The organism is Pararhizobium sp. LjRoot255 (genome assembly GCF_964252905.1).
In the GTDB taxonomy this organism is placed as follows: Bacteria; Pseudomonadota; Alphaproteobacteria; order Rhizobiales; family Rhizobiaceae; genus Pararhizobium.
The window spans coordinates 1,614,527-1,634,635 of the sequence record NZ_CAXUPQ020000001.1 but is presented as its reverse complement, the minus strand read 5'-3'; the positions used below and the strand labels follow the sequence as shown (position 1 = coordinate 1,634,635).

The window sequence follows — 20,109 nt, the reverse complement described above, 5'->3', positions numbered from 1 at the left end:
TGACACCGTAAACTTAACCGGGGCTTATAAGAGGAAACAATGGCTGATCTTAGAAACTACCAAACCCGGACGGCGCAGACTGGTGCGCAGGCGGGGGCCGTAATCGATGAAGGTCTGCGCACCTATATGCTCAAGGTGTACAACCTGATGGCCCTTGGTCTGGCGATCACCGGTATCGCCGCCTACGCCGCCTTCCAATTCGCATTTGCGGACGGACAGCTGACCGCCTTCGGTCAGGCGATCTACGTGAGCCCGCTGAAGTGGGTCGTCATACTCGCGCCGTTGGCACTGGTGTTCTACATGAGCTTCCGCATCAATTCCATGAGCGTGCCCGCCGCGCAGACCACCTTCTGGGTCTATGCGGGCCTGATGGGTCTTTCGCTGTCGTCGATCTTCCTGATCTATACCGGCCAGAGCATCGTCCAGACGTTCTTCGTCACGGCGGCTTCGTTCGGCGGTCTGTCGCTCTACGGCTACACCACCAAGCGTAGCCTGTCCGGCATGGGTTCGTTCCTGATGATGGGTCTGATCGGCCTGATCATCGCCATGGTCGTCAATATCTTCCTCGCCTCGTCGGCGCTTGATTTTGCGATCTCCGTCATCGGCGTTCTGATCTTCGCCGGCCTGACGGCCTGGGATACCCAGAAGATCAAGGAAATGTACTTCGAAGCAGACGGTGCCGAAGTCGCCGGCCGCAAGGCCATCATGGGCGCACTGACGCTCTACCTCGACTTCATCAACCTGTTCCTGTTCATGCTGCGTTTCCTTGGAAATCGCGAATAACCGGAACGGCAGACAATCGAAAGAGGCGGCTTCGGCCGCCTTTTTTGTTGCCTGATCTGCGCAGTTTGAGGCTTGCTTGATCGCCGCATCCCGGTATGAGAGAGAACACGTTACCTCCATCCAATCAGGCCTTGCCCATGTCTTTCACCCTGCGCGATGCCACCCTTGCCGACATTCCGGCCATCACCGATATTTACCGGGAATCGGTCCTCAACGGCGTTGCCTCCTATGAGATAACCCCTCCGGCCGAAGCGGAAATGGCGTCGCGGTTTTCAGCGATCGTCAACAATGGTTATCCTTATATCGCCGCGGTCGCTCCCGATGGCCGTCTGCTTGGTTATGCCTATGCCTCGGCATTCCGGACACGGCCGGCCTATCGCTTCCTGGTCGAGGATTCGATCTATCTAGCGCCGGAGGCGAGGGGACAGGGCGTGGGCAAAGCTCTGCTGGCCGAACTCATCAGCCGCTGCACGCAGCTCGGTTTTCGGCAGATGGTCGCCGTCATCGGCGGCGCGCATCCGGCGTCGGTGACGGTGCACCGCGCGGCCGGTTTCGAACATGGCGGATTGATGAAGGCGACCGGCTTCAAGCACGGCCGCTGGCTCGATACGATCATCATGCAACTGCCGCTCGGCGAGGGGCTGACGACCGATCCAGAGCCCGGCGTCTATCCGGATACGCTGTATCGCGGCTGAATCAGGTCTTGATGAGCTTCAGCATCTTGTCGAAGACTTTCAGGACCTGCTGCAGGTCATGGCCGCGTTTCAGGATCATCCCCTGGGTGTTGACGACGCTGTAGGCGCCCTGTTTTGCTGCGAGTCTCGGGTTTTTCTCGATCCGGAACAGCGGCATTTCTCCCGACCGCTTGAATACGGAGAAGACCGCCCTGTCGCGCAGGTGGTCCATCGCATAGTCGCGCCACTCGCCGTCGCCGACCATCCGGCCGTAAACCCTGAGGATCATGTCGAGTTCCCTGCGGTGGAAGGTGATGGGGGGCGGGTCCTGGCTGCTGCTGCGGTATTCGTGCAGGTGGACAACCACATTGGAGGTTGGCTGCCTTTCGGAACGGGTCTCGCCTTGCGGCAAATCCGGCTGATCGGTCATCTGTACCCCGGCTTTAATTGTGACAGGACGGTTACAGTTTGCCTGACCTTCGCTGAAATGCAAGTCGCAAGCCGCTTCCGATTGCCAGAGACTTTCTTCAGTGTGCCGCATTTCAGCCAAAACCGTGCCCCAATTCGCAACGACACTCGCGCTCGCCGACATTAGGGGAGTCCTCCGAAGTGTCCGGTCTGCATGTCGTTCGAGGAATGCGTTCTTCGAGCGGAAGCAGTCTTGGGGTGGTTGGCCATCTAGCGCCCATCGGGCGCGGCCACTCCAAACGTCATGTTTCCTGGCAGCGTCCGTTGCCAAGAAATTTGGCCGGTTCGGTCCGGTATCTTCGAACCCTCAGCCCCAGCCCCTCGATGCTGCCGGGCCGAACCATAATTTTGCAAAGTCAGTTGGCGGCGCTGTCCGCCATGACGGTCGTCGCGCCGAGGATCGCACCAGGCGTTTCATTATCCTTCATCTTCTGCAAGAGCACGGCACAGCCGCCGTTTTCGCCCTCGTTGAGGATCGAGGCCGGCAGCACGAAACTGGCCGGTTTGCCGTCCCACATGCCGATCGTCTGGATATCGCGAACGGAGTGCCAGTAGGAGATTCGCTTGCCGCTGTTTTCGCCCTTGGTGACGTCCACCAGCTGTTCGCGGTTGAAATAGACGACGACGACATTGGCCTTGCCATTACCGGCGCCGACGTTGATGTCGACCTCATCCTTGCGCACCACCGCGTTGACCGGAACGGCCAAGCCCTTGCCTTTGACGCTCATTTCCGCCAGCCGCCGGTTGATGCCATCGAGATCAGCGCCGTTGATGTGGTCACGCCCGTTGAGGATTGCCTGGGGCGTATAGACGCCGCTGCGGCCCAGCATCCGGGCATAGGCATATTGCCGGGCGGTGTTGTCCTTGGTGGCGAGCGTGTCGGCCCAGCCGAGATAGTTCCAGTAATCGACATGATAGGAAAGTGCGACGACCTTGCCGTCGTTGATGAGTTTCTTCAGGGCCGCATCCGCCGGCGGGCAGGAGGAACAGCCTTGGCTGGTGAACAGTTCGACGACACCTGCCGGTTCGCCGGCGGCGACAGGCAGTGCCATAACGCCAAGGCCGCAGGCGAGCATGATGCGGCGAAGGTGAAGTGATCCAGGCATCGGGAGTTCCATTCAAGGACACGGGGGAGCTGCGAAGCAATTGGAAGCCTTTTCATACGCCGCTCGTCTTTCAACAGAAAGTCACGTTGGAGTGAGCCGCGCGGCATCGCAGATCTTTAGCGCGCCAGAACGCAAAAAGGCCGGGACTTTTGCAGCCCCGGCCCCTGTTTTCACCCGGAGTGATCAGGCAGCGAGATCGCGCAGAACGGTCTGCAGGATGCCGCCATTGTTCATGTAGGTCACCTCATCGAGCGTATCGATACGGCAGATCAGTGGAACTTGCTTCACCGAGCCGTCGCTGTAGGTGATGTTTGCCACCCGCTTCTCGCGCGGCTGGACATTGGTGAGATTGTCGATGGTGACAAGCTCGTCGCCCTTGAGGTCGAGTGATTCCCAGGTCGTGCCCTGCTCGAAGACGAAGGGCACGATGCCCATGCCGACGAGGTTGGAGCGGTGGATACGCTCGAACGACTGGGCGATCACGGCCTTGACGCCGAGCAGGTTGGTGCCCTTGGCCGCCCAGTCGCGCGAGGAGCCGTTGCCGTATTCGACACCGGCGAAGATGACGAGCGGAACGCCCTCGGCCTTGTACTGCATGGCCGCGTCGTAGATCGACATCTCTTCCTTCGAAGGATAGTGGATCGTATAGCCGCCTTCCTTGCCGTTCGGTCCCATCATGTGGTTGCGGATGCGGATATTGGCGAATGTGCCGCGCATCATCACTTCATGGTTGCCGCGGCGCGTGCCGTACTGGTTGAAGTCGGCAACGCCGACGCCATGATCGATGAGGTATGCACCAGCCGGCGAAGCGGCCTTGATCGAACCGGCCGGCGAGATGTGGTCGGTGGTGATCTTGTCGCCGAACAGGCCGAGGACGCGGGCGCCCTTGATGTCGGAGATGCCCGAGCCGGTCTTGCCCATGCCGACAAAATAGGGCGGGTTCTGCACATAGGTCGAGTTGTCGTCCCATGCATAGGTCTGGCCTGCCGGAACCTGAACCGCCTGCCAGTTCTCGTCGCCCTTGAACACGTCGGCATATTTCGATGCGTAGAGCGCGCGGGTGACGTATTTCAGGATGAATTCCTGGATTTCCTGCGAGGTCGGCCAGATATCCTTGAGATAGACCGGCTGGCCATCGCTGCCCGTTCCAAGCGGCTCGGTCGTCAGGTCCTTCTGCACGGTGCCGGCGAGCGCATAGGCAACGACCAATGGCGGCGAGGCGAGGTAGTTGGCCTGGACGTCCGGCGATATGCGGCCTTCGAAGTTGCGGTTGCCCGAGAGAACGCCGGACATGATCAGGCCCTTCTCGTTGATCGTCTTCGAGATCGGCGCCGGCAGCGGGCCGGAATTGCCGATGCAGGTCGTGCAACCGAAGCCGACGAGATTGAAGCCGAGCTTGTCGAGGTCGGCCTGCAGGCCGGACTTGGCAAGGTACTCGCCGACCACTTGGCTTCCAGGCGCGAGCGAGGTCTTGACCCACGGCTTGGTCTTCAGGCCCTTGGCAACGGCGTTGCGGGCAAGAAGGCCGGCCGCGATGAGCACGGACGGGTTGGACGTATTGGTGCAGGAGGTGATGGCCGCGATCGCCACGTCACCGTGGCCGATATCGTAGTCCATGCCTTCGACCGGATAGCGGGTGGAAAGCTGACCGGGTTTCTTGTAGTCGCTCTCAAGCGAACCTGCGAAGCCTGACGCGATGTTTTCGAGCGGGATGCGGCCTTCCGGACGCTTCGGGCCGGCCATGGCGGGAACCACGTCGCCGAGGTCGAGGTCGAGCGTATCGGTGAAGACGAGGTCAGCGCCGTCACCTTCGCGCCACATGCCTTGCGCCTTGGAATAGGCTTCGACCAGCGCGATGCGCTGTTCTTCACGGCCGGACATGGTGAGGTAGTTGATGGTTTCGGAATCGACCGGGAAGAAGCCGCAGGTCGCGCCATATTCCGGACCCATGTTGCCGATCGTCGCGCGGTCGGCGAGCGTCATGTTGTCGAGGCCGGAACCGAAGAATTCGACGAACTTCGAAACGACGCCCTTCTTGCGCAGCATCTGCACGACCATCAGCACGAGGTCGGTGGCGGTGACGCCTTCCTTGAGCTTGCCGGTCAGCTTGAAGCCGATAACTTCCGGCAGGAGCATGGAGACGGGCTGGCCGAGCATGGCCGCTTCCGCTTCGATGCCGCCGACGCCCCAGCCGAGCACGCCGAGACCGTTGATCATGGTCGTATGGCTGTCGGTGCCGACGCAGGTATCCGGATAGGCGGTGATCTCGCCGTCTTCTTCCTTCGTCCAGACGGTCTGGCCGAGATATTCGAGGTTCACCTGATGACAGATGCCGGTGCCGGGCGGAACGACGCGGAAATTCTTGAACGCCTGCTGGCCCCACTTCAGGAAGCGGTAGCGTTCGCCGTTGCGCGCGTACTCGAGCTCGACGTTCTTGGCAAAGGCAGTCGGTGTACCGAATTCGTCAACGATGACGGAATGGTCGATGACGAGATCGACAGGCACAAGCGGATTAATCTTTTCCGGATCGCCGCCGAGCGAAACCATGGCGTCACGCATCGCTGCGAGGTCGACCACGGCCGGGACGCCGGTGAAGTCCTGCATCAGCACGCGGGCGGGGCGGTAGGCGATTTCGTTTTCAACGAGGCCCTTGTTGTTAAGCCATTCGGCGACGGCAAGGATGTTTTCCTTAGTGACCGAGCGGCCGTCTTCGAAGCGCAGCAGGTTCTCGAGCAGAACCTTCATCGAATAGGGAAGCTTGGAAACACCGGCGAGGCCGTTCGCTTCGGCTTTCGGCAGGCTGTAATAGACATAGTCTGTGCCGTTGACCGTAAGCGTCGACCGACAATTGAAACTGTCAAGGGATTTGGACACTGGATACCCCGTTCCGTTTGATCGCCAAAAGTGACGTACGAACGCCCGAGCGCATTTTATGCGCGATATGGGATGCGGGTACGGCCATTTCCGCTGTCCGTACGTGGAAATCATTCCATGTTCGGCGCTAGGATGAAATTCACGCCGACCGCTGGCGTGTTGGGGCGGTTATAGATAATTTCTCCGGAACGTGCCAGACCAAGGACGACCAATTTGAGACAATTTTTTTGCGTTGCGACGAACGTCGTAAAAGGAATGTGAATGCCGATCAGCCTCGTCGTCGAAGGCCTCAGTGCGAAGCGCGGCGAGGACCTGATTTTCCACGAAATTTCGTTCATTCTCAAGGCCGGACAAGCCCTTGTCGTGACGGGGCCGAACGGGTCGGGAAAGTCGACGCTGCTGCGCGTTCTGGCAGGCCTTCTGACGGCTGAATCCGGCACGGTGCGACTGGACGGAGTGGCGTCGGAAATCGGCCACCCGCGCGAACTCTGCCACTATCTCGGCCACCGCAATGCAATGAAGCGCGAACTCACGGTCGCTGAAAATCTTTCCTTCTGGAAATCCTTCATGGGTGATTCGGCCGGCGGCGCGGGAATGGCCGTCGAGGAAGCTGCTGAAGCCCTCGGGCTCGGCGGCATTTCCCACCTGCCGTTCGGCTACCTCTCGGCGGGCCAGCAGCGGCGGATGGCGATGGCGAAACTGCTGGTCGCCTACCGCCAGGTCTGGCTTTTGGACGAACCGACGGCAGCGCTCGATGCCAGTGCCGACAGGCTGTTTGCGGCGCTGGTAACCCGGCATCTCGGCGCGGGCGGCATCGTCGTGGCGGCGACGCACCAGCCGCTGGGGGTTGAGGCGAGGGAATTGCCGATGACGGGGTTTGCGGGGATGGTGGTTTGAGGATCGCGTGTGCCGCATTCACCCCCCTCTGTCACTCCGTGACTTCTCCCCCACAAGGGGGGAGATCACCGGCCGCGCCGCAGCGTTCAATCTTGACTGGCGGAATATTGGTGAGGTCGAGTGTCTCCCCCCTTGTGGGGGAGATGTTGGCGTCGCCGACAGAGGGGGGTAAAACTCTCCGCGCGGGAGGAGGCCACCCATGACCTCCCTGTTCCTCCGCGACCTCAAGCTCGCCATGCGTGCCGGTGGTGGCGCGCTGATCGGCGTACTGTTCTTCATGACGGTGGTCGCCGTTGTGCCGTTCGCCGTTGGTCCGGATCTCAACCTCCTGTCGCGGATCGGCCCGGCGATCCTCTGGATCGGCGCGCTCCTTGCCTCGCTCCTCGGCCTCGACCGGTTGTTCCAGGCGGAGCGGGAGGACGGCTCGCTCGATCTCATGCTGATGCAGGAGACGCCGCTGGTGCTGACGGTGCTGGTGAAGTGCCTGGCGCACTGGACGGCGACCGGCCTGCCGCTGGTGATCGCCTCGCCACTACTCGGGCTTTTCATGAACATGAACGAGCTTGCGATCGGCGCGACCATGCTGACGCTGCTTGCCGGCACGCCTGCCATCGCCCTCATCGGCGCGGCCGGCGCTGCCGTTGCGGTGACGCTGCCGCGCGGCGGACTGCTGGTGTCGATCCTGGTGCTGCCGCTTACCATCCCCGTCCTGATCTTCGGGGTCAGCGCGACCTATGCGGCCGTCGAGGACCCCGCGCCGTTTCTGCCGCCCTTGATGATATTGATCGCGATTACGCTTTTCTTTGCGGTGATCGGACCGCTTTCGGCGGCACTAGCGCTGCGATCCGCGTCGGACTAGAGCATTCCGTCCTTTGATAGAAGGGCGGATAAAATGCTCTAGAAATAAGAGATGGAGCGACCTTTACGCGTTCATTGAACGCGTGGCGCTCTGACGCAAATGTGATCGCACAGTCTTCATTGAAGAAAAGGCGCTTCGGCGTTAAAGAAGCATCATGAGCGAAAACAGCGTGGCCATCCGCAAATTCAGCGACCTTGCCAATCCGACCCGGTTTCTAGGCCTGGCGGCGCGTGTATTGCCGTGGCTCATCGGGCTGACGGCCGTGCTGTTTGCGATCGGCCTCTATCTTTCTTTCACCACCGAGGGCGATTACCAGCAGGGCGAGACGGTGCGCATCATGTATGTGCACGTGCCTGCCGCCTGGCTGTCGATGATGTGCTACACGGTGATGGCGATGTCGGCGCTCGGAACGCTGGTCTGGCGGCATCCGCTGGCCGATGTTTCCGCTCGGGCCGCCGCGCCGATCGGCGCCTGTTTCACCTTTCTTGCGCTCGTTACCGGTTCCCTCTGGGGCAAGCCGATGTGGGGCACCTGGTGGGTCTGGGACGCGCGGCTGACCTCGGTTTTCGTGCTCTTCCTGATGTATCTCGGGCTGATCGCGCTCAACCGGGCGATGGACGACCCCGGAAAGGCGGCGAAGGTGTCGGCTGTCCTGATCCTCGTCGGCTTCGTCAACATTCCGATCATCAAGTTCTCGGTCGAATGGTGGAACACGCTGCATCAGCCCGCAAGTGTTCTCAGGCTCGGCGGCTCTGCGATCGATCCGGAATTCCTGTGGCCGCTGCTGGTGATGGCCGTTGCCTTCACGCTTCTGTTCTTCACGCTGCATATCGCCGCGATGCGCAACGAGATCTGGCGCCGCCGGGTAACCTCGATGCGTCGTCAGGCAGCGAGAGCCGCCGGCCGGGAGGCCTGACCATGATGATCCACACCGGCTATGTCGCCGCCAGCTATGGCATCGCCGCCGTCATCGTTGCGGTGCTCAGCCTCTGGGTCTGGGCCGATGGACGCGCGCGCCGCCGCGAATTGCAGGCGCTCGATGACGCCGGCATCCGCCGCCGGTCGGCACAGGCCGGAGAGGCGCAATGAGTGTCGAAACACCGATCGAGCCGGGCCGGCCGGGCAAGATGCGCATCGTCTTTGCGGCTCTCCCGCTTCTGATTTTTGCCGGGTTGGCGGTGATTTTCTGGAGCCAGCTCGATTCTGGCCGGGATATCGGCGAAATCCCCTCCGCGTTGATCGGCACCAAGGCGCCGTCGCTCGACCTGCCGCCGCTCGAAGGCGCGACCTTCGAGGGGGCTGCCATGCCGGCGCTGACCGACGCGGCGATCAAGGGCAAGCTGACGCTGGTCAATGTCTGGGCGTCCTGGTGCGTGCCCTGCCGAGAGGAAAATCCGATCATTCTTGAGCTCGCCAAGGACACGCGGCTGACGGTGGTCGGGATCAACTACAAGGACCAGACGGACAATGCGCTGCGGTTCCTCGGCGAGCTCGGCAATCCGTTCTCCGCCCTCGGCATCGATCCGCGCGGCAAGGCGGCGATCGACTGGGGCGTCTACGGCATTCCGGAGTCCTATCTGGTCGATGCCAACGGCATCATCGTCTACAAGCGCGTCGGTCCGTTCGACGAGAAAAGCCTGAAGGAAGGGCTTTACCCGGCAATCGAGAAGGCTGTGGCTGGCTCCTGAGACCCGGCACCGACCTCTCTTTTCAGTCATGCTCGGCTTGACCCGAGTATCCATTCGCAAACGGCCGGCCTCCTTAATGACAGCGCCCGGGGGTGGATCCTCGGCTCGAGGCCGAGGATGACCCGAGGGGCGAGGGCGAGGATGACCCGAGGGCGACCGCTGAGTGACGGGCGTCGTGACCTTCGCGGATGTGTCTCAAAGAGCGCTCTGCCACGCCTTCACTGTCTCCAGCGGATAAACCAGCATCAGGACATTCAAGGTGAGGTTATCGCGGATCAGCCAGCCGGTGAAAATCTCGAAGGCTATTGCAATCGCGACGGTGGCGGCGACCGGTGCGCGCCAGGCAAGCAAAAAACCCAGCGTCATGAAGATCGTGTCCATCGCCGAATTCAGAATGCTGTCGCCGTAATAGTCGAGCGAGATGGTCGCCGTGCGGTAGCGGTCGATGATGATGGGCGAGTTTTCCAGCAGTTCCCAGCCGGATTCGATCACCAGCGCCAGAAGCAGCCTGGCGGCGATCGGCTTGTGGCGCAGCACAAGATGGGCAATGCCGTAGAACAGGAAGCCGTGGATGATGTGCGAGGGGGTGTACCAGTCCGCCAGGTGCTGGGAATTGCCGGGGCCGTTGGCGACCGGCTCGAACAACTTGACATAGCCGCACTCGCAGATCGGGATGCGGCCCATCCAATACATGATGACGACCTGCAGCACGACTATGGCGGCGCAGGCAAGAAGCCAGGCGGTTTGCCGTTGCGCGGGGTTCCGAGCGTCAATGGCGCTCACTTGCCGGCCTCTTCCGGCGGGTTCAGCGAGTGCTTCATGATCAGCGGCATCTGGAACATGGTGAAGGCGAGCGTGACGGGCATGGTGCCCCAGACCTTGAAAGCGACCCAGAAATCATCGGCGGCCTTGGCGTTGGGCAGGTAATAGGCATTGGCGCCGCGCCAGACGATTTCGTTCAAGACGGCGAGGAACAGGAAGAACACGCCCCAGCGCAGGGTCAGCTTGCGCCAGCCTTCCTCATCGAGCTGGAAGGCGGCGTTGAAGACATAGCCGAGCAGCGATTTGCCGAAGGCAAGACCGCCAAGCAACACCACGCCGAACAGAGTGTTGATGATGGTCGGCTTCATCTTGAAGAAGAGTTCGTCCTGCAGATAGATGCCGAGGCCGCCAAAGACGATCACGACGATGCCCGATATGAAGGGCATGATGGGCAGGTGGCCAAGCACGACCTTGGAAACGACGAGCGAAATCACCGTCGCCGCCATGAAGAGACCGCTTGCTATGAAAAGCGGCCCGCCGAGCAAGGACAGAACCGGAAAGTTCGCGGCCAGCCATTCACCGCGTAGATTGGCGAAGAAGAAGACGAGCAGCGGTCCCAGCTCCAGCGCCAGCTTGAGCATGGGATGGTGCCGGTCTTCGGCGGTGGGTGTGGTGTCGCTCTCGAATTTCATGGGATCGGTCAAACCTGGTTTGTTTCGCCTCGCCATGTACGCTTCCCACGGCATGGCATCAATGGGCAATCCCGGCAATGGCATGGGCAAAGTCGCTGGCCTCGAAAGGCTCGAGATCATCCACGCCTTCACCGACTCCGATGAAATAGACCGGCAGCTTGTGCTTGGCAGAGATGGCAACGAGGATGCCGCCGCGCGCCGTGCCGTCGAGCTTGGTCATGATCAGGCCGTTGACGCCGGCGACATTGCGGAAGATCTCGACCTGATTGAGGGCGTTCTGGCCGGTGGTGGCGTCGAGCGTCTGCAGCACGGTGTGCGGCGCGTCCGGATCGAGCTTGCCCAGTACGCGGACGATCTTTTCAAGTTCGGCCATCAACTCGGCGCGGTTCTGCAGCCGGCCGGCGGTATCGATGATCAGCACGTCGCTCTTCTTCTGGCGGGCCTGTTCGAAGGCCTCGTAGGCGAGGCCGGCGGCATCGGCGCCGAGCTTGGAGGAGACGATGTCGGACTTGGTGCGCTCGGCCCAGATCTTCAGCTGTTCGATGGCTGCCGCGCGGAACGTGTCGCCGGCGGCAAGCATGACCTTCATGCCGGCGCCCGAAAGCTTGGCGGCGAGCTTGCCGATGGTCGTCGTCTTGCCGGTGCCGTTGACGCCGACGACGAGGATGACATGCGGCTTATGAGAGAGGTCGAGCTGTAGCGGCTTGGCGACCGGGGCAAGGACCTTGGTGATTTCGGCCGCCATGATGCGGGTGACATCCTCGCCGGTCACGTCCTTGCCGTAGCGCTCGGAGGCGAGCGTGTCGGTGACGCGCAGCGCCGTCTCGACACCGAGATCGGCCTGGATCAAGAGATCTTCCAGATCCTGCAGCGTCTCGTCGTCGAGCTTGCGCTTGGTGAAGAGCGCCGTGATCTGGCCGGTGAGCTGAGACGACGTGCGGGCGAGACCCTGGCGCAGGCGCTGGAACCAGGTGAGTTTCTGTTTCGGCGCTTCAGGTTGCGGTTCGACGGCGGCAAGGCCGGTGGCGAAACCCCTGGGGAGGGCGATTTCGGCCGTCGGTTCGGGTTCCGCATTTGCGGAAAGTTCGCCACCCCCCTCTGCCCTGTCGGGCATCTCCCCCTCAAGGGGGGAGATCGCTGGTGGGGCGCTCCGGCTTTCGCCATAGGCATCGGAGAGCGTGGAGGGTTCACCCCCCTCTGTCGGCTCCGCCGACATCTCCCCCACAGGTGGGGAGATTGGACTCGCGGCAAATTCAAGCGCGATATTTGCCTCTGCGTCTGAGGACATTGCTGCACCGGCCGGAGTCTCGCGTGCAGGCTCAGTTTCGGGCCACGAAAGGGCGCCAGTCTCCGGCTGATCTCCCCCCTTGTGGGGGAGATGTCCTGAAGGGACAGAGGGGGGTGTCGCACTTTCATCGACCTCGGACGCTTCCGCTTCCGCCTCCAGCAACGACAGCGGGATCAGGCCGATATCGCCGATCTGGTCGGCAGCCGGCAGAATGGCATGCGCCTCGTCTTCGGAAGCGGCTTCCGTCTCGAACTCGAGCGTATCGGCAGTATCCGCTGACGGGCCGCCGGCCGTCTCCATTCCTTCCGCCAGCACCGGATCGGTGGCAACCGGCAGGTCCGCGGTGCGCGAATGCGGCTCGAGCTCCGCTTCGATCGCCCGGGTTTCTTCAGGCTTGAAGGCGGATTCGGCGAGATCCATGACCTCGTCGACCGAAGGCACGGCGGCGGGCTCGGCTTCGATCGGCTTGTCTTTGCCGAAGGTGAACACCTTTTTCAGAAAGCTGAGCGCCATGGGGTATCCGTAAGACTCGGGGCCGCGTAGGGGGCCGTCAGTTGCATGTCCAAAGCGCGACGCGCTTCAGGTCTTTGTCTTCCTGCATATCATTCCCAGGCCGCTGAGCAGGTTTGGGTGACATGCGTGAGGTGTTTGCCATTGTGGCCGGTGATTGTCACCTCAACCATGTCGCGCGGGGTCAGGCCGGGGACAGCAGCAGCTGTGAAATTCTCAGTATGCGCCAAGCCGTTGTTCTCCACGAGCAGGCTTTGCTGCGTTCCGATCATGCTGTCAAGATGGGCCTGATGGAGCTGAAGTCCAGTGGCACGCAGCCGGGCGGCGCGTTCCTTGACCAGGGCGCGATCGAGCTGCGGCATGCGGGCGGCGGGCGTTCCCTCGCGTGGTGAGTAGGGAAAGACATGCAGATGGGCGATGCGGGCTTCCTCAGCCAGGCTTACGGCATTTGCAAACATCTCTTCCGTTTCCGTCGGGAAACCGGCGATCATGTCGGCGCCGAAGCTCGTTCCCGGCCGCAGGCGGCGCACGTTCTCGATGAAATGCAGGGCGTCAGCCCGGCTGTGGCGGCGTTTCATGCGCTTCAGGATCATGTCGTCGCCATGCTGCAGCGACAGGTGCAGATGCGGCATGAAGCGCGGCTCATCCGCGATCAGGTCCATGAGATGGTGGTCCACCTCGATGCTGTCGATCGAGGAGAGGCGCAGGCGCAGGATGTCGGGCAGCTGCTTCAGCAGCGTCTTTGCCAGCAGGCCGAGTGTCGGGGTTCCGGGCAAGTCGGCGCCGTAGCTCGTCGCATCCACGCCGGTCAGTACGATCTCGCGATAACCGCTGTCGGCGAGCTTGCGCGCCTGATCGACGACGGCGCCCATTGGCACCGAGCGGGAATTGCCGCGGCCATAGGGGATGATGCAGAAGGTGCAGCGGTGGTCGCAGCCGTTCTGCACCTGGATGAAGGCGCGGACATGACCCTCGATCAACCTGATCATCTGAGGTGCTGTCTCGCGCACGCTCATGATGTCGTTGACACGCAGCTTCTCTTCCGCCGAGACGCCGAAATCGGGGAGCGACCGGTAGGAGGCGCTTTTCAGCTTCTCCTCATTGCCGAGCACGGCATCAACTTCCGGCATGTCGGCGAAGGTCTGTTTCTGGACTTGAGCGGCACAGCCGGTGACAATGATGCGGGCATCAGGGTTTTCGCGGCGGGCGCGGCGGATGGCCTGACGGGCCTGGCGCACGGCCTCGCCGGTGACGGCGCAGGTGTTGACGAGGATGGCATTGTTCAGCCCCGCCTTCTCGGCCTTGGCGCGCATCACTTCGGATTCATAGGTGTTGAGGCGACAGCCGAAGGTTATGATATCGACGCCGCTCAAAGCACCCGGCTTCCTGTGACCTCGGTTTGGTCGCGGGACCAGAGGCCCGTCGTGGGGTCGACGGTGCCGGACCATTCCCATTCGGCAGGTCCCGTCATGATGACATGATCGTCGCGCTCGCGCCATTCGATCGACAGGATGCCGGGCGGGGTGGCGCTGGCGACCGTGATCGCCACGGTGCGGCCGGTGCGGCCGGTGCGGGCGGCCGAGACTGCGGCGGAACAGGCGGCCGAGCCGCATGCGAGCGTCAGGCCGGCGCTACGTTCCCAGGTGCGGGTCGTCAGCGACGAGGGCGAGGTGACCTGAGCCAGGGTGATATTCGCGCGCTCGGGAAACATCGGATGGTTTTCGAGCAGCGGGCCGAAGCGTTCGAGATCGAATGACATGACGTCGCGATCCACCCAGAAGATAGCATGCGGATTGCCCATCGACATGACGGAGGGCGAATGCAGGATCGGATCGTCGATCGGGCCGATCTGCAGCTCGATGCGGCTCGTGTCGTAAAATTCCTCCGAAAGGGGAATGCGGCTCCACTCGAAGACCGGCGTGCCCATGTCCACCGAAATCGTTCCGTCGGCATGCTCTTCGGCATTCAGGACGCCGGCAACGGTCTGGAGGATGAAAGCGCGTCTGCCGGTTTCACTGGCCAGCGCCTGCACGACGCAGCGCGTGCCGTTGCCGCAAGCTTGCGCCTTCGAGCCGTCGGAATTGAGGATGTCGATCCAGGCATCGGTGCCTTGAGCCTTCGGATCATGAATCGCCATGATCTGGTCGAACCGGGTTTCCGGATGGGCATTGAGCGCGATCGCGGCCTGCGGCGTCACCCTGTCCGTGCGGCCGCGCATATCGACGACCAGGATCTTGTTGCCAAGCCCGTTCATCTTCGCGAATTCAACCGTCGTGTTCATGGAGGCACTTCCGTTGCGTTTTGCGGTGTATATGGCGGAATTAAGGGGAAATTACCAGTGGCGAAGCGGTTGAGAGATTCACCTTCCGCCCCAACGGGGATGTGGATCTCCCTCTTCTCCCCAGCGGGGAGAAGAGGGAGCAAAGCGAGGCGATGGGGGCGCGGCAGATTCGGAATCGGTGGCTTCGCCCGATGGTGAAATTTTTTGGGGGTGCCATAGGCGGATCGGCGAAATCTTACTAGTGTTGAGCGGCCCCGATGCAACTGCGAGAATACCGATGACAGCTACCGACCAGGACAAGACCGCGTTGCTGATCGGAAAATGCATGTGCGGAGCCGTGGAATACGCCGTCGGCGATGCCTTCGAATATTCGATGAACTGCCATTGTTCCAACTGCCGGCGCACCACCGGTGCGGCCTTCAAGCCTTTTGCCGGAATAGGGCGGGACAAGCTGCGGCTTGTGACGGGCGAGGACGCGTTGCTGATCTATGGCAATGGTGACGACGCGCATGACGTTCACTGCGGGACCTGCGGATCGCTCCTTTATTCCGTCGTCCGGGACGGGGACTATGTCCATGTTGCCATGGGCACGCTGGTGGATGCGCCGACGATCCGGCCGACCGGCCACATCTTCGTCGGCTCGAAAGCGCCGTGGTACGACATCACCGACAATCTGCCGCAGTATCGGGAGTTTCCGGAGGATTGAGGGTCTGCCCGGTTCCCAGAAGGGATGCAAGGGCGGTTCCCCCTCCTCCGTCATCCCTGTGCCTGTCACAGGGATGACGGAGGAGGGTGCTACACCACCTCTGGCACGTCGAATACCTCGCCCGCCCTCAGCGCCCGGAAGCGTTCCGCCGCGACGCCCTGCTCGGCAAGGGCCTTTTTCAATGCCGCGACCGGCTCCTCGATCGCCTCATTCGTCAACTGGATCGTTCCGAAGTGATGGCCGGCGACATAGGCCGCGTGGCAGAGCCGCATGCCCTTGACCGCTTCGGCCGGGTTCTGGTGCTGCGCCTTCATGAACCAGCGCGGCTCGTAGGCGCCGATCGGCAGGTTGGCAAGGCGGAAGCGGCCGTGTTTTTCGTGCGCGGCGCGGTAGTTGAAGCCGCCGTGAAAGCCGGTGTCGCCGATGTGGTAGATCTTTCCGGCGGGCGTCGAAATGACGAAGGCAGCCCAGAGTGCCATGCGGCGGTCGCGGGTGCCGCGGGCCGACCAGTGGTGGCAGGGTTCGCAGTCGATCGTCACATCGTCCGAGAGCGAGAGCCGGTCGCCCCAGTCGACGGCTGAAATTCTGGCGTCAGGGATGGCGCGCTGGATGATCGTGTCGTTGCCGAGCGGGGTTATGATATGCGGGCCGTGCGTCTTGTGCAGCCGGTTCAGCGTCGCGAGATCGAGATGGTCGTAGTGATTGTGGGTGACGAGCACGATGTCGATCGGCGGCAGGTCGTCGAAGCGGATGCCGGGCTCGACGACGCGCTTCGGTCCGGCGAAGGAAAACGGGCTGACGCGCGGCGACCAGACAGGATCGGTCAGGACATTGAGGCCGGCGACCTGGATCAGCAGGGTGGCGTGGCCGACCATGGTGACGCGCAGGCCGTCGCCATCTATGTGATCGTTGGGCATTGCCGGCGGGAAGGGACTTGGTGCCTGTTTCGGCCAGGCGGACCTGCCGCCGCCGAACTGCCAGCGCATCAGCTCGCGAAAACCGAGCGGCGCCTCGCCTTCGGGGTTGAAGAAAAAGGTGCCGTCGAAATGATCGGAGACGGGGCCTGTGTAGTAGGGATTGCGCGGTTTCCTGGATAGCGGCGTCTTTGGCATGGGGACCGATCGGGTGAAATCAGGAGGATGATCTGGTATGCCGGCCCTCTGTTTGTAAGGGCTCCTTGCCGCTATTTCCGGCATTTTTACCCTCTATCCTTGACTTTCCCGCCGCTTTCGTGTTTACCGCCCGCAATCTGCGACAAGTAACGAGACTTGAAGCCGCCGACCGGGACCCCAAGACGGTATAAACAGATCCCGGAGGTCAACACCCGACAGCGCGTTGCGCCCTCGGGTGCTTTTTGGCTTTGCGTCTTGTTTTCGTCATGGAAAAGCACAACGTTTCGGGCATCCGCGCATGTCCCTTTCGAGGCGAAGCCGAGAAAGAAAGGCATATGCGCAAAACCAAAAGTCCGAAACGACAAGGATGAAGCGATGTTTGAAAGTCTCCAGGACCGCCTTGGATCCATTCTGAATGGATTGACCGGCCGTGGCGCGCTGTCGGAAGCCGATGTAACGGCTGCCCTGCGCGAGGTTCGCCGTGCGCTCCTGGAAGCCGACGTCGCGCTCGAGGTCGTGCGGTCCTTTACCGACAAGGTGCGCGAAAAGGCGGTCGGCGCGGAAATCCTGAAGTCGATCAAGCCCGGCCAGATGGTCGTCAAGATCGTCCATGACGAACTCATCAACATGCTGGGTTCGGAAGGCGTGCCGATCGATCTCAACGCGCCGGCGCCGGTCGTCATCATGATGATCGGTCTGCAGGGCTCGGGCAAGACGACGACGACGGGCAAGATCGCCCTTCGCATGACGACGCGGGACAAGAAGAAGGTTTTGATGGCGTCGCTCGACACGCGCCGTCCGGCCGCGCAGGAGCAGCTGCGCCAGCTCGGTGCCCAGACCGGCGTCGATACGCTGCCTGTTATCGCTGGCCAGTCGCCGACCGATATCGCCGCGCGCGCCGTGCAGGCCGCCAAGCTCGGCGGCCATGACATCGTCATCCTCGATACTGCCGGCCGCACGCATATCGACGAGCCGCTGATGATCGAGATGGCTGAGATCAAGCGCCGCTCGAACCCGCATGAAATCCTGCTTGTCGCCGATGCGCTGACCGGTCAGGACGCGGTCAACCTCGCCCGCAATTTCGACGAGCGCGTCGGCATCACCGGCCTTGTCCTCACCCGCATGGACGGCGATGGCCGCGGCGGTGCGGCGCTTTCGATGCGCGCCGTCACCGGCAAGCCGATCAAGCTGATCGGCGTCGGTGAAAAGATGACGGAGCTGGAAGAATTCCATCCGCGCCGCGTCGCCGATCGTATTCTCGGCATGGGCGACATCATCTCGCTGGTCGAGAAGGCCGCCGAAAACATCGATGCCGAGAAGGCGGCGGCCATGGCCGCCAAGATGAAGACCGGCAAGTTCGACCTCAACGACCTCGCCGACCAGCTCAGGCAGATGCAGAAGATGGGCGGCATGGGTGGCATCATGGGGCTGATGCCCGGCATGTCCGGTATGAAGGACAAGATGGCCGCCGCCGGCCTTGACGACAGGATGTTCGGCCGCCAGCTCGCCATCATCTCCTCGATGACCAAGGCCGAGCGCGCCAATCCCGACATTCTCAAGCATTCTCGCAAGAAGCGCATCGCGGCCGGTTCCGGCACGGATGCGGCCGAAATCAATAAGCTCCTGAAAATGCACCGCCAGATGGCCGACATGATGAAAATGATGGGCGGCAAGAAGGGTGGCGGCATGATGAAACAGATGATGGGGGGCCTCGCCGGCAAGATGGGACTTGGTGGCATGGGCGGTGGCATGGGCGGCATGCCGGACCTGTCGAAGATGGACCCCAAGCAGCTCGAAGCCCTGCAGAAGCAGGCCGAGGCCGCGGGTCTCGGCAAGGGTCTGCCCGGCGGCGGCGGATTGCCGGGCGGTCTGCCCGGTCTAGGGGGCAACGGCATGAAGCTGCCCGGTCTCGGCGGCGGCTTCCCGGGGCTTCCCGGCCTGCCGAAGAAGAAGTGAGTGAGGACGGGAAGCAGAATGGTTGATCCTGCCGTCAAAACAGAACTGTCGAGCTACCGCCAGTCGATCGACAATATCGACGCGGCACTCGTCCACATGCTGGCCGAACGGTTTCGCTGCACCAAGGCGGTGGGCGTGCTGAAAGCCAAGTACAATTTGCCGCCGGCGGACCCGGCGCGCGAGGAATACCAGATCGCCCGTCTTCGGCAGCTTGCCGAAGACGCACATCTGGACCCGGATTTCGCGGAGAAGTTCCTGAACTTCATCATCCACGAGGTGATCCGGCATCATGAAGCAATCGCTGCCGATCTCAAGGATTGATCCCGAAAAGTGGAAACCGGTTTTCGGACCAGATCAATCCCAAAGCAAACAGCACCAACAATCCGGTCGTCAGAAGCGGCTGAGAAATATCTCAAGGAGTACATGACATGGCACTGAAAATTCGTCTCGCCCGCGGTGGTTCCAAGAAGCGCCCGTTCTACCAGATCGTCGTTGCCGACGTGCGTTCACCGCGCGACGGCCGCTTCCTGGAAAAGGTCGGTTCGTGGAACCCGATGCTGAAGAAGGACGACGCCAAGCGCGTTGAACTCAACAACGAGCGCATCCAGTATTGGCTGTCGAACGGCGCGCTGCCGACCGACCGCGTTCTGCGCTTCCTCAACGAGGCCGGCATTGCCAACCGCGAAGTCCGCAACAACCCGGAAAAGGCCGTACCGGGCAAGAAGGCCCAGGAACGCGCCGCCGAAGCCAAGCAGAAGGCCGAAGACGCCGCTGCTGCTGCTGCCGAATAAGCCGCGCGACAGCATATTTTTTGAAGGCGGGCGGCGTTTTCATGCCGCCCGTTTTCGTTTATGCGAAGGGCACACTCTGGAGATGACCCGGCGATGAGCAAACTGAACAACCCTGTCCTGATGGGAACGATCGGCGCGGCGCAGGGCCTGCGCGGCGAAGTGCGGGTCAAGTCCTTTGCCGCCGAACCGGCGGCGATCGGCGACTACGGGCATCTCCATGCCGAGGACGGCCGTTCCTTTGAAGTGCTCGAGGTGCGCGAGGCGAAGAATGTCGTCATCGTCCGCTTTCGCGGCATCAACGACCGCAATGCGGCCGAGGCGCTGAACGGGCTCGATCTTTACGTCGAGCGAGACAACCTGCCGGACGACGATCTCGACGAGGATGAATTCTTCTATGCGGACCTCGAGGGGCTGGAAGCGCTCGACGGCGAAGGCAAGAGCTATGGCACCGTCACCGGCGTCTTCGATTTTGGCGCGGGTGACCTTCTGGAGTTGAAAGGCCCGGGCAAGCGGCCGGTGCTGATCCCGTTCTCGGAATGGTCTGTGCTGGAAATCGATCTCGAAGCCGGAACCATGCTGGTCGATCCGCTGGCAGCCGGGCTTGTCGACGACAGCCAAGAAGATCCGAGCGCACCGTTCAAGCCGAAGAAGAAATGACGGCC

21 protein-coding genes are annotated in these 20,109 nt (G+C 62.0%); 12 read left to right on the top strand and 9 right to left on the bottom strand.

Annotation, left to right across the window (positions count from 1 at the left end):
- Positions 1 to 39: 39 nt before the first annotated feature.
- Both ACSQ2W_RS08040 and ACSQ2W_RS08035 read left to right on the top strand, forming a co-directional pair.
- Positions 40 to 783: a Bax inhibitor-1/YccA family protein gene (locus tag ACSQ2W_RS08040; RefSeq protein ID WP_436085791.1), complete on the top strand. Its 744-nt coding sequence runs from the start codon at positions 40 to 42 to the stop codon at positions 781 to 783.
- A gap of 137 nt (positions 784 to 920) precedes the next feature.
- Positions 921 to 1,478: an N-acetyltransferase family protein gene (locus ACSQ2W_RS08035; protein ID WP_436085790.1), complete on the top strand. Its 558-nt coding sequence runs from the start codon at positions 921 to 923 to the stop codon at positions 1,476 to 1,478.
- Between the two features lies 1 nt (position 1,479).
- Here ACSQ2W_RS08035 and ACSQ2W_RS08030 read toward each other — a convergent pair whose 3' ends face one another.
- From ACSQ2W_RS08030 to acnA, 3 genes are all read right to left on the bottom strand, one after another.
- Entirely contained in the window at positions 1,480 to 1,887 is a 408-nt protein-coding gene (locus ACSQ2W_RS08030) for a DUF2794 domain-containing protein (RefSeq protein ID WP_436087708.1), read from the bottom strand.
- A gap of 394 nt (positions 1,888 to 2,281) precedes the next feature.
- Entirely contained in the window at positions 2,282 to 3,001 is a 720-nt protein-coding gene (locus ACSQ2W_RS08025) for a DUF1223 domain-containing protein (RefSeq protein ID WP_436087707.1), read from the bottom strand.
- Between the two features lie 213 nt (positions 3,002 to 3,214).
- The gene (gene acnA, locus ACSQ2W_RS08020) at positions 3,215 to 5,905 is read right to left on the bottom strand and encodes an aconitate hydratase AcnA (RefSeq protein ID WP_436085789.1); all 2,691 of its coding nucleotides are present in this window, start codon (positions 5,903 to 5,905) and stop codon (positions 3,215 to 3,217) included.
- A 267-nt stretch (positions 5,906 to 6,172) separates the two neighbouring features.
- Here acnA and ccmA point away from each other — a divergent pair, with 267 nt between their 5' ends.
- From ccmA to ACSQ2W_RS07995, 5 genes are all read left to right on the top strand, one after another.
- On the top strand, positions 6,173 to 6,802 hold the full coding sequence (gene ccmA, locus ACSQ2W_RS08015) for a heme ABC exporter ATP-binding protein CcmA (RefSeq protein WP_436087706.1): 630 nt from the start codon (positions 6,173 to 6,175) through the stop codon (positions 6,800 to 6,802).
- A gap of 199 nt (positions 6,803 to 7,001) precedes the next feature.
- Positions 7,002 to 7,661, top strand: coding sequence for a heme exporter protein CcmB (ccmB, locus tag ACSQ2W_RS08010; protein ID WP_436085788.1), 660 nt, complete (start codon positions 7,002 to 7,004; stop codon positions 7,659 to 7,661).
- A gap of 154 nt (positions 7,662 to 7,815) precedes the next feature.
- Entirely contained in the window at positions 7,816 to 8,577 is a 762-nt protein-coding gene (locus ACSQ2W_RS08005) for a heme ABC transporter permease (protein WP_436085787.1), read from the top strand.
- A 2-nt stretch (positions 8,578 to 8,579) separates the two neighbouring features.
- Positions 8,580 to 8,750, top strand: coding sequence for a heme exporter protein CcmD (gene ccmD, locus ACSQ2W_RS08000; RefSeq protein ID WP_436085786.1), 171 nt, complete (start codon positions 8,580 to 8,582; stop codon positions 8,748 to 8,750).
- On the top strand, positions 8,747 to 9,349 hold the full coding sequence (locus ACSQ2W_RS07995; RefSeq protein WP_436085785.1) for a DsbE family thiol:disulfide interchange protein: 603 nt from the start codon (positions 8,747 to 8,749) through the stop codon (positions 9,347 to 9,349). The genes ccmD and ACSQ2W_RS07995 overlap by 4 nt, the downstream gene beginning before the upstream one ends.
- Positions 9,350 to 9,544: 195 nt before the next feature.
- Here the strand turns inward: ACSQ2W_RS07995 and ACSQ2W_RS07990 are convergent, their stop codons facing one another.
- The 5 genes from ACSQ2W_RS07990 to dapF all read right to left on the bottom strand — a co-directional run bounded on the left by ACSQ2W_RS07990 (position 9,545) and on the right by dapF (position 14,882).
- Positions 9,545 to 10,132 (bottom strand): DUF2585 domain-containing protein, encoded by a 588-nt coding sequence (locus tag ACSQ2W_RS07990; protein WP_436085784.1) that lies wholly within the window; start codon positions 10,130 to 10,132, stop codon positions 9,545 to 9,547.
- On the bottom strand, positions 10,129 to 10,803 hold the full coding sequence (locus ACSQ2W_RS07985; RefSeq protein WP_436087705.1) for a septation protein A: 675 nt from the start codon (positions 10,801 to 10,803) through the stop codon (positions 10,129 to 10,131). The genes ACSQ2W_RS07990 and ACSQ2W_RS07985 overlap by 4 nt, the downstream gene beginning before the upstream one ends.
- A 58-nt stretch (positions 10,804 to 10,861) precedes the next feature.
- Entirely contained in the window at positions 10,862 to 12,604 is a 1,743-nt protein-coding gene (gene ftsY, locus ACSQ2W_RS07980) for a signal recognition particle-docking protein FtsY (protein WP_436085783.1), read from the bottom strand.
- An 89-nt stretch (positions 12,605 to 12,693) separates the two neighbouring features.
- Entirely contained in the window at positions 12,694 to 13,974 is a 1,281-nt protein-coding gene (gene mtaB / locus ACSQ2W_RS07975) for a tRNA (N(6)-L-threonylcarbamoyladenosine(37)-C(2))-methylthiotransferase MtaB (RefSeq protein ID WP_436085782.1), read from the bottom strand.
- Positions 13,971 to 14,882: a diaminopimelate epimerase gene (gene dapF, locus ACSQ2W_RS07970; protein ID WP_436085781.1), complete on the bottom strand. Its 912-nt coding sequence runs from the start codon at positions 14,880 to 14,882 to the stop codon at positions 13,971 to 13,973. The genes mtaB and dapF overlap by 4 nt, the downstream gene beginning before the upstream one ends.
- 277 nt (positions 14,883 to 15,159) lie before the next feature.
- Here dapF and ACSQ2W_RS07965 point away from each other — a divergent pair, with 277 nt between their 5' ends.
- Entirely contained in the window at positions 15,160 to 15,588 is a 429-nt protein-coding gene (locus ACSQ2W_RS07965; protein WP_436085780.1) for a GFA family protein, read from the top strand.
- An 89-nt stretch (positions 15,589 to 15,677) separates the two neighbouring features.
- On the opposite strand, the gene ACSQ2W_RS07960 is transcribed toward ACSQ2W_RS07965, so the two are convergent.
- Positions 15,678 to 16,700 carry an MBL fold metallo-hydrolase gene (locus ACSQ2W_RS07960; RefSeq protein ID WP_436085779.1) on the bottom strand — a complete coding sequence of 341 codons (1,023 nt, stop codon included), beginning with the start codon at positions 16,698 to 16,700 and terminating at the stop codon, positions 15,678 to 15,680.
- Between the two features lie 375 nt (positions 16,701 to 17,075).
- Here ACSQ2W_RS07960 and ffh point away from each other — a divergent pair, with 375 nt between their 5' ends.
- The 4 genes from ffh to rimM all read left to right on the top strand — a co-directional run bounded on the left by ffh (position 17,076) and on the right by rimM (position 20,104).
- Positions 17,076 to 18,656 (top strand): signal recognition particle protein, encoded by a 1,581-nt coding sequence (gene ffh / locus ACSQ2W_RS07955; protein WP_436085778.1) that lies wholly within the window; start codon positions 17,076 to 17,078, stop codon positions 18,654 to 18,656.
- An 18-nt stretch (positions 18,657 to 18,674) separates the two neighbouring features.
- Positions 18,675 to 18,977, top strand: coding sequence for a chorismate mutase (locus tag ACSQ2W_RS07950; RefSeq protein WP_436085777.1), 303 nt, complete (start codon positions 18,675 to 18,677; stop codon positions 18,975 to 18,977).
- A 107-nt stretch (positions 18,978 to 19,084) separates the two neighbouring features.
- Positions 19,085 to 19,447, top strand: a complete 363-nt coding sequence (gene rpsP / locus ACSQ2W_RS07945; RefSeq protein ID WP_436085776.1) for a 30S ribosomal protein S16 — start codon at positions 19,085 to 19,087, stop codon at positions 19,445 to 19,447.
- A 93-nt stretch (positions 19,448 to 19,540) separates the two neighbouring features.
- The gene (gene rimM / locus ACSQ2W_RS07940) at positions 19,541 to 20,104 is read left to right on the top strand and encodes a ribosome maturation factor RimM (protein WP_436085775.1); all 564 of its coding nucleotides are present in this window, start codon (positions 19,541 to 19,543) and stop codon (positions 20,102 to 20,104) included.
- Positions 20,105 to 20,109: the final 5 nt, after the last annotated feature.

What these genes read in the sequence shown, in the direction of transcription:
- ACSQ2W_RS08040 (WP_436085791.1), top strand. Translation starts at nt 40, where the DNA reads ATGGCTGATCTTAGAAACTACCAAACCCGGACGGCGCAGACTGGTGCG.
- ACSQ2W_RS08035 (WP_436085790.1), top strand. Translation starts at nt 921, where the DNA reads ATGTCTTTCACCCTGCGCGATGCCACCCTTGCCGACATTCCGGCCATC.
- ACSQ2W_RS08030 (WP_436087708.1), bottom strand. Translation starts at nt 1,887, where the DNA reads ATGACCGATCAGCCGGATTTGCCGCAAGGCGAGACCCGTTCCGAAAGG.
- ACSQ2W_RS08025 (WP_436087707.1), bottom strand. Translation starts at nt 3,001, where the DNA reads ATGCTCGCCTGCGGCCTTGGCGTTATGGCACTGCCTGTCGCCGCCGGC.
- ccmB (WP_436085788.1), top strand. Translation starts at nt 7,002, where the DNA reads ATGACCTCCCTGTTCCTCCGCGACCTCAAGCTCGCCATGCGTGCCGGT.
- ACSQ2W_RS08005 (WP_436085787.1), top strand. Translation starts at nt 7,816, where the DNA reads ATGAGCGAAAACAGCGTGGCCATCCGCAAATTCAGCGACCTTGCCAAT.
- ccmD (WP_436085786.1), top strand. Translation starts at nt 8,580, where the DNA reads ATGATGATCCACACCGGCTATGTCGCCGCCAGCTATGGCATCGCCGCC.
- ACSQ2W_RS07995 (WP_436085785.1), top strand. Translation starts at nt 8,747, where the DNA reads ATGAGTGTCGAAACACCGATCGAGCCGGGCCGGCCGGGCAAGATGCGC.
- ACSQ2W_RS07985 (WP_436087705.1), bottom strand. Translation starts at nt 10,803, where the DNA reads ATGAAATTCGAGAGCGACACCACACCCACCGCCGAAGACCGGCACCAT.
- ftsY (WP_436085783.1), bottom strand. Translation starts at nt 12,604, where the DNA reads ATGGCGCTCAGCTTTCTGAAAAAGGTGTTCACCTTCGGCAAAGACAAG.
- dapF (WP_436085781.1), bottom strand. Translation starts at nt 14,882, where the DNA reads ATGAACACGACGGTTGAATTCGCGAAGATGAACGGGCTTGGCAACAAG.
- ACSQ2W_RS07965 (WP_436085780.1), top strand. Translation starts at nt 15,160, where the DNA reads ATGACAGCTACCGACCAGGACAAGACCGCGTTGCTGATCGGAAAATGC.
- ACSQ2W_RS07960 (WP_436085779.1), bottom strand. Translation starts at nt 16,700, where the DNA reads ATGCCAAAGACGCCGCTATCCAGGAAACCGCGCAATCCCTACTACACA.
- ffh (WP_436085778.1), top strand. Translation starts at nt 17,076, where the DNA reads ATGTTTGAAAGTCTCCAGGACCGCCTTGGATCCATTCTGAATGGATTG.
- ACSQ2W_RS07950 (WP_436085777.1), top strand. Translation starts at nt 18,675, where the DNA reads ATGGTTGATCCTGCCGTCAAAACAGAACTGTCGAGCTACCGCCAGTCG.
- rpsP (WP_436085776.1), top strand. Translation starts at nt 19,085, where the DNA reads ATGGCACTGAAAATTCGTCTCGCCCGCGGTGGTTCCAAGAAGCGCCCG.
- rimM (WP_436085775.1), top strand. Translation starts at nt 19,541, where the DNA reads ATGAGCAAACTGAACAACCCTGTCCTGATGGGAACGATCGGCGCGGCG.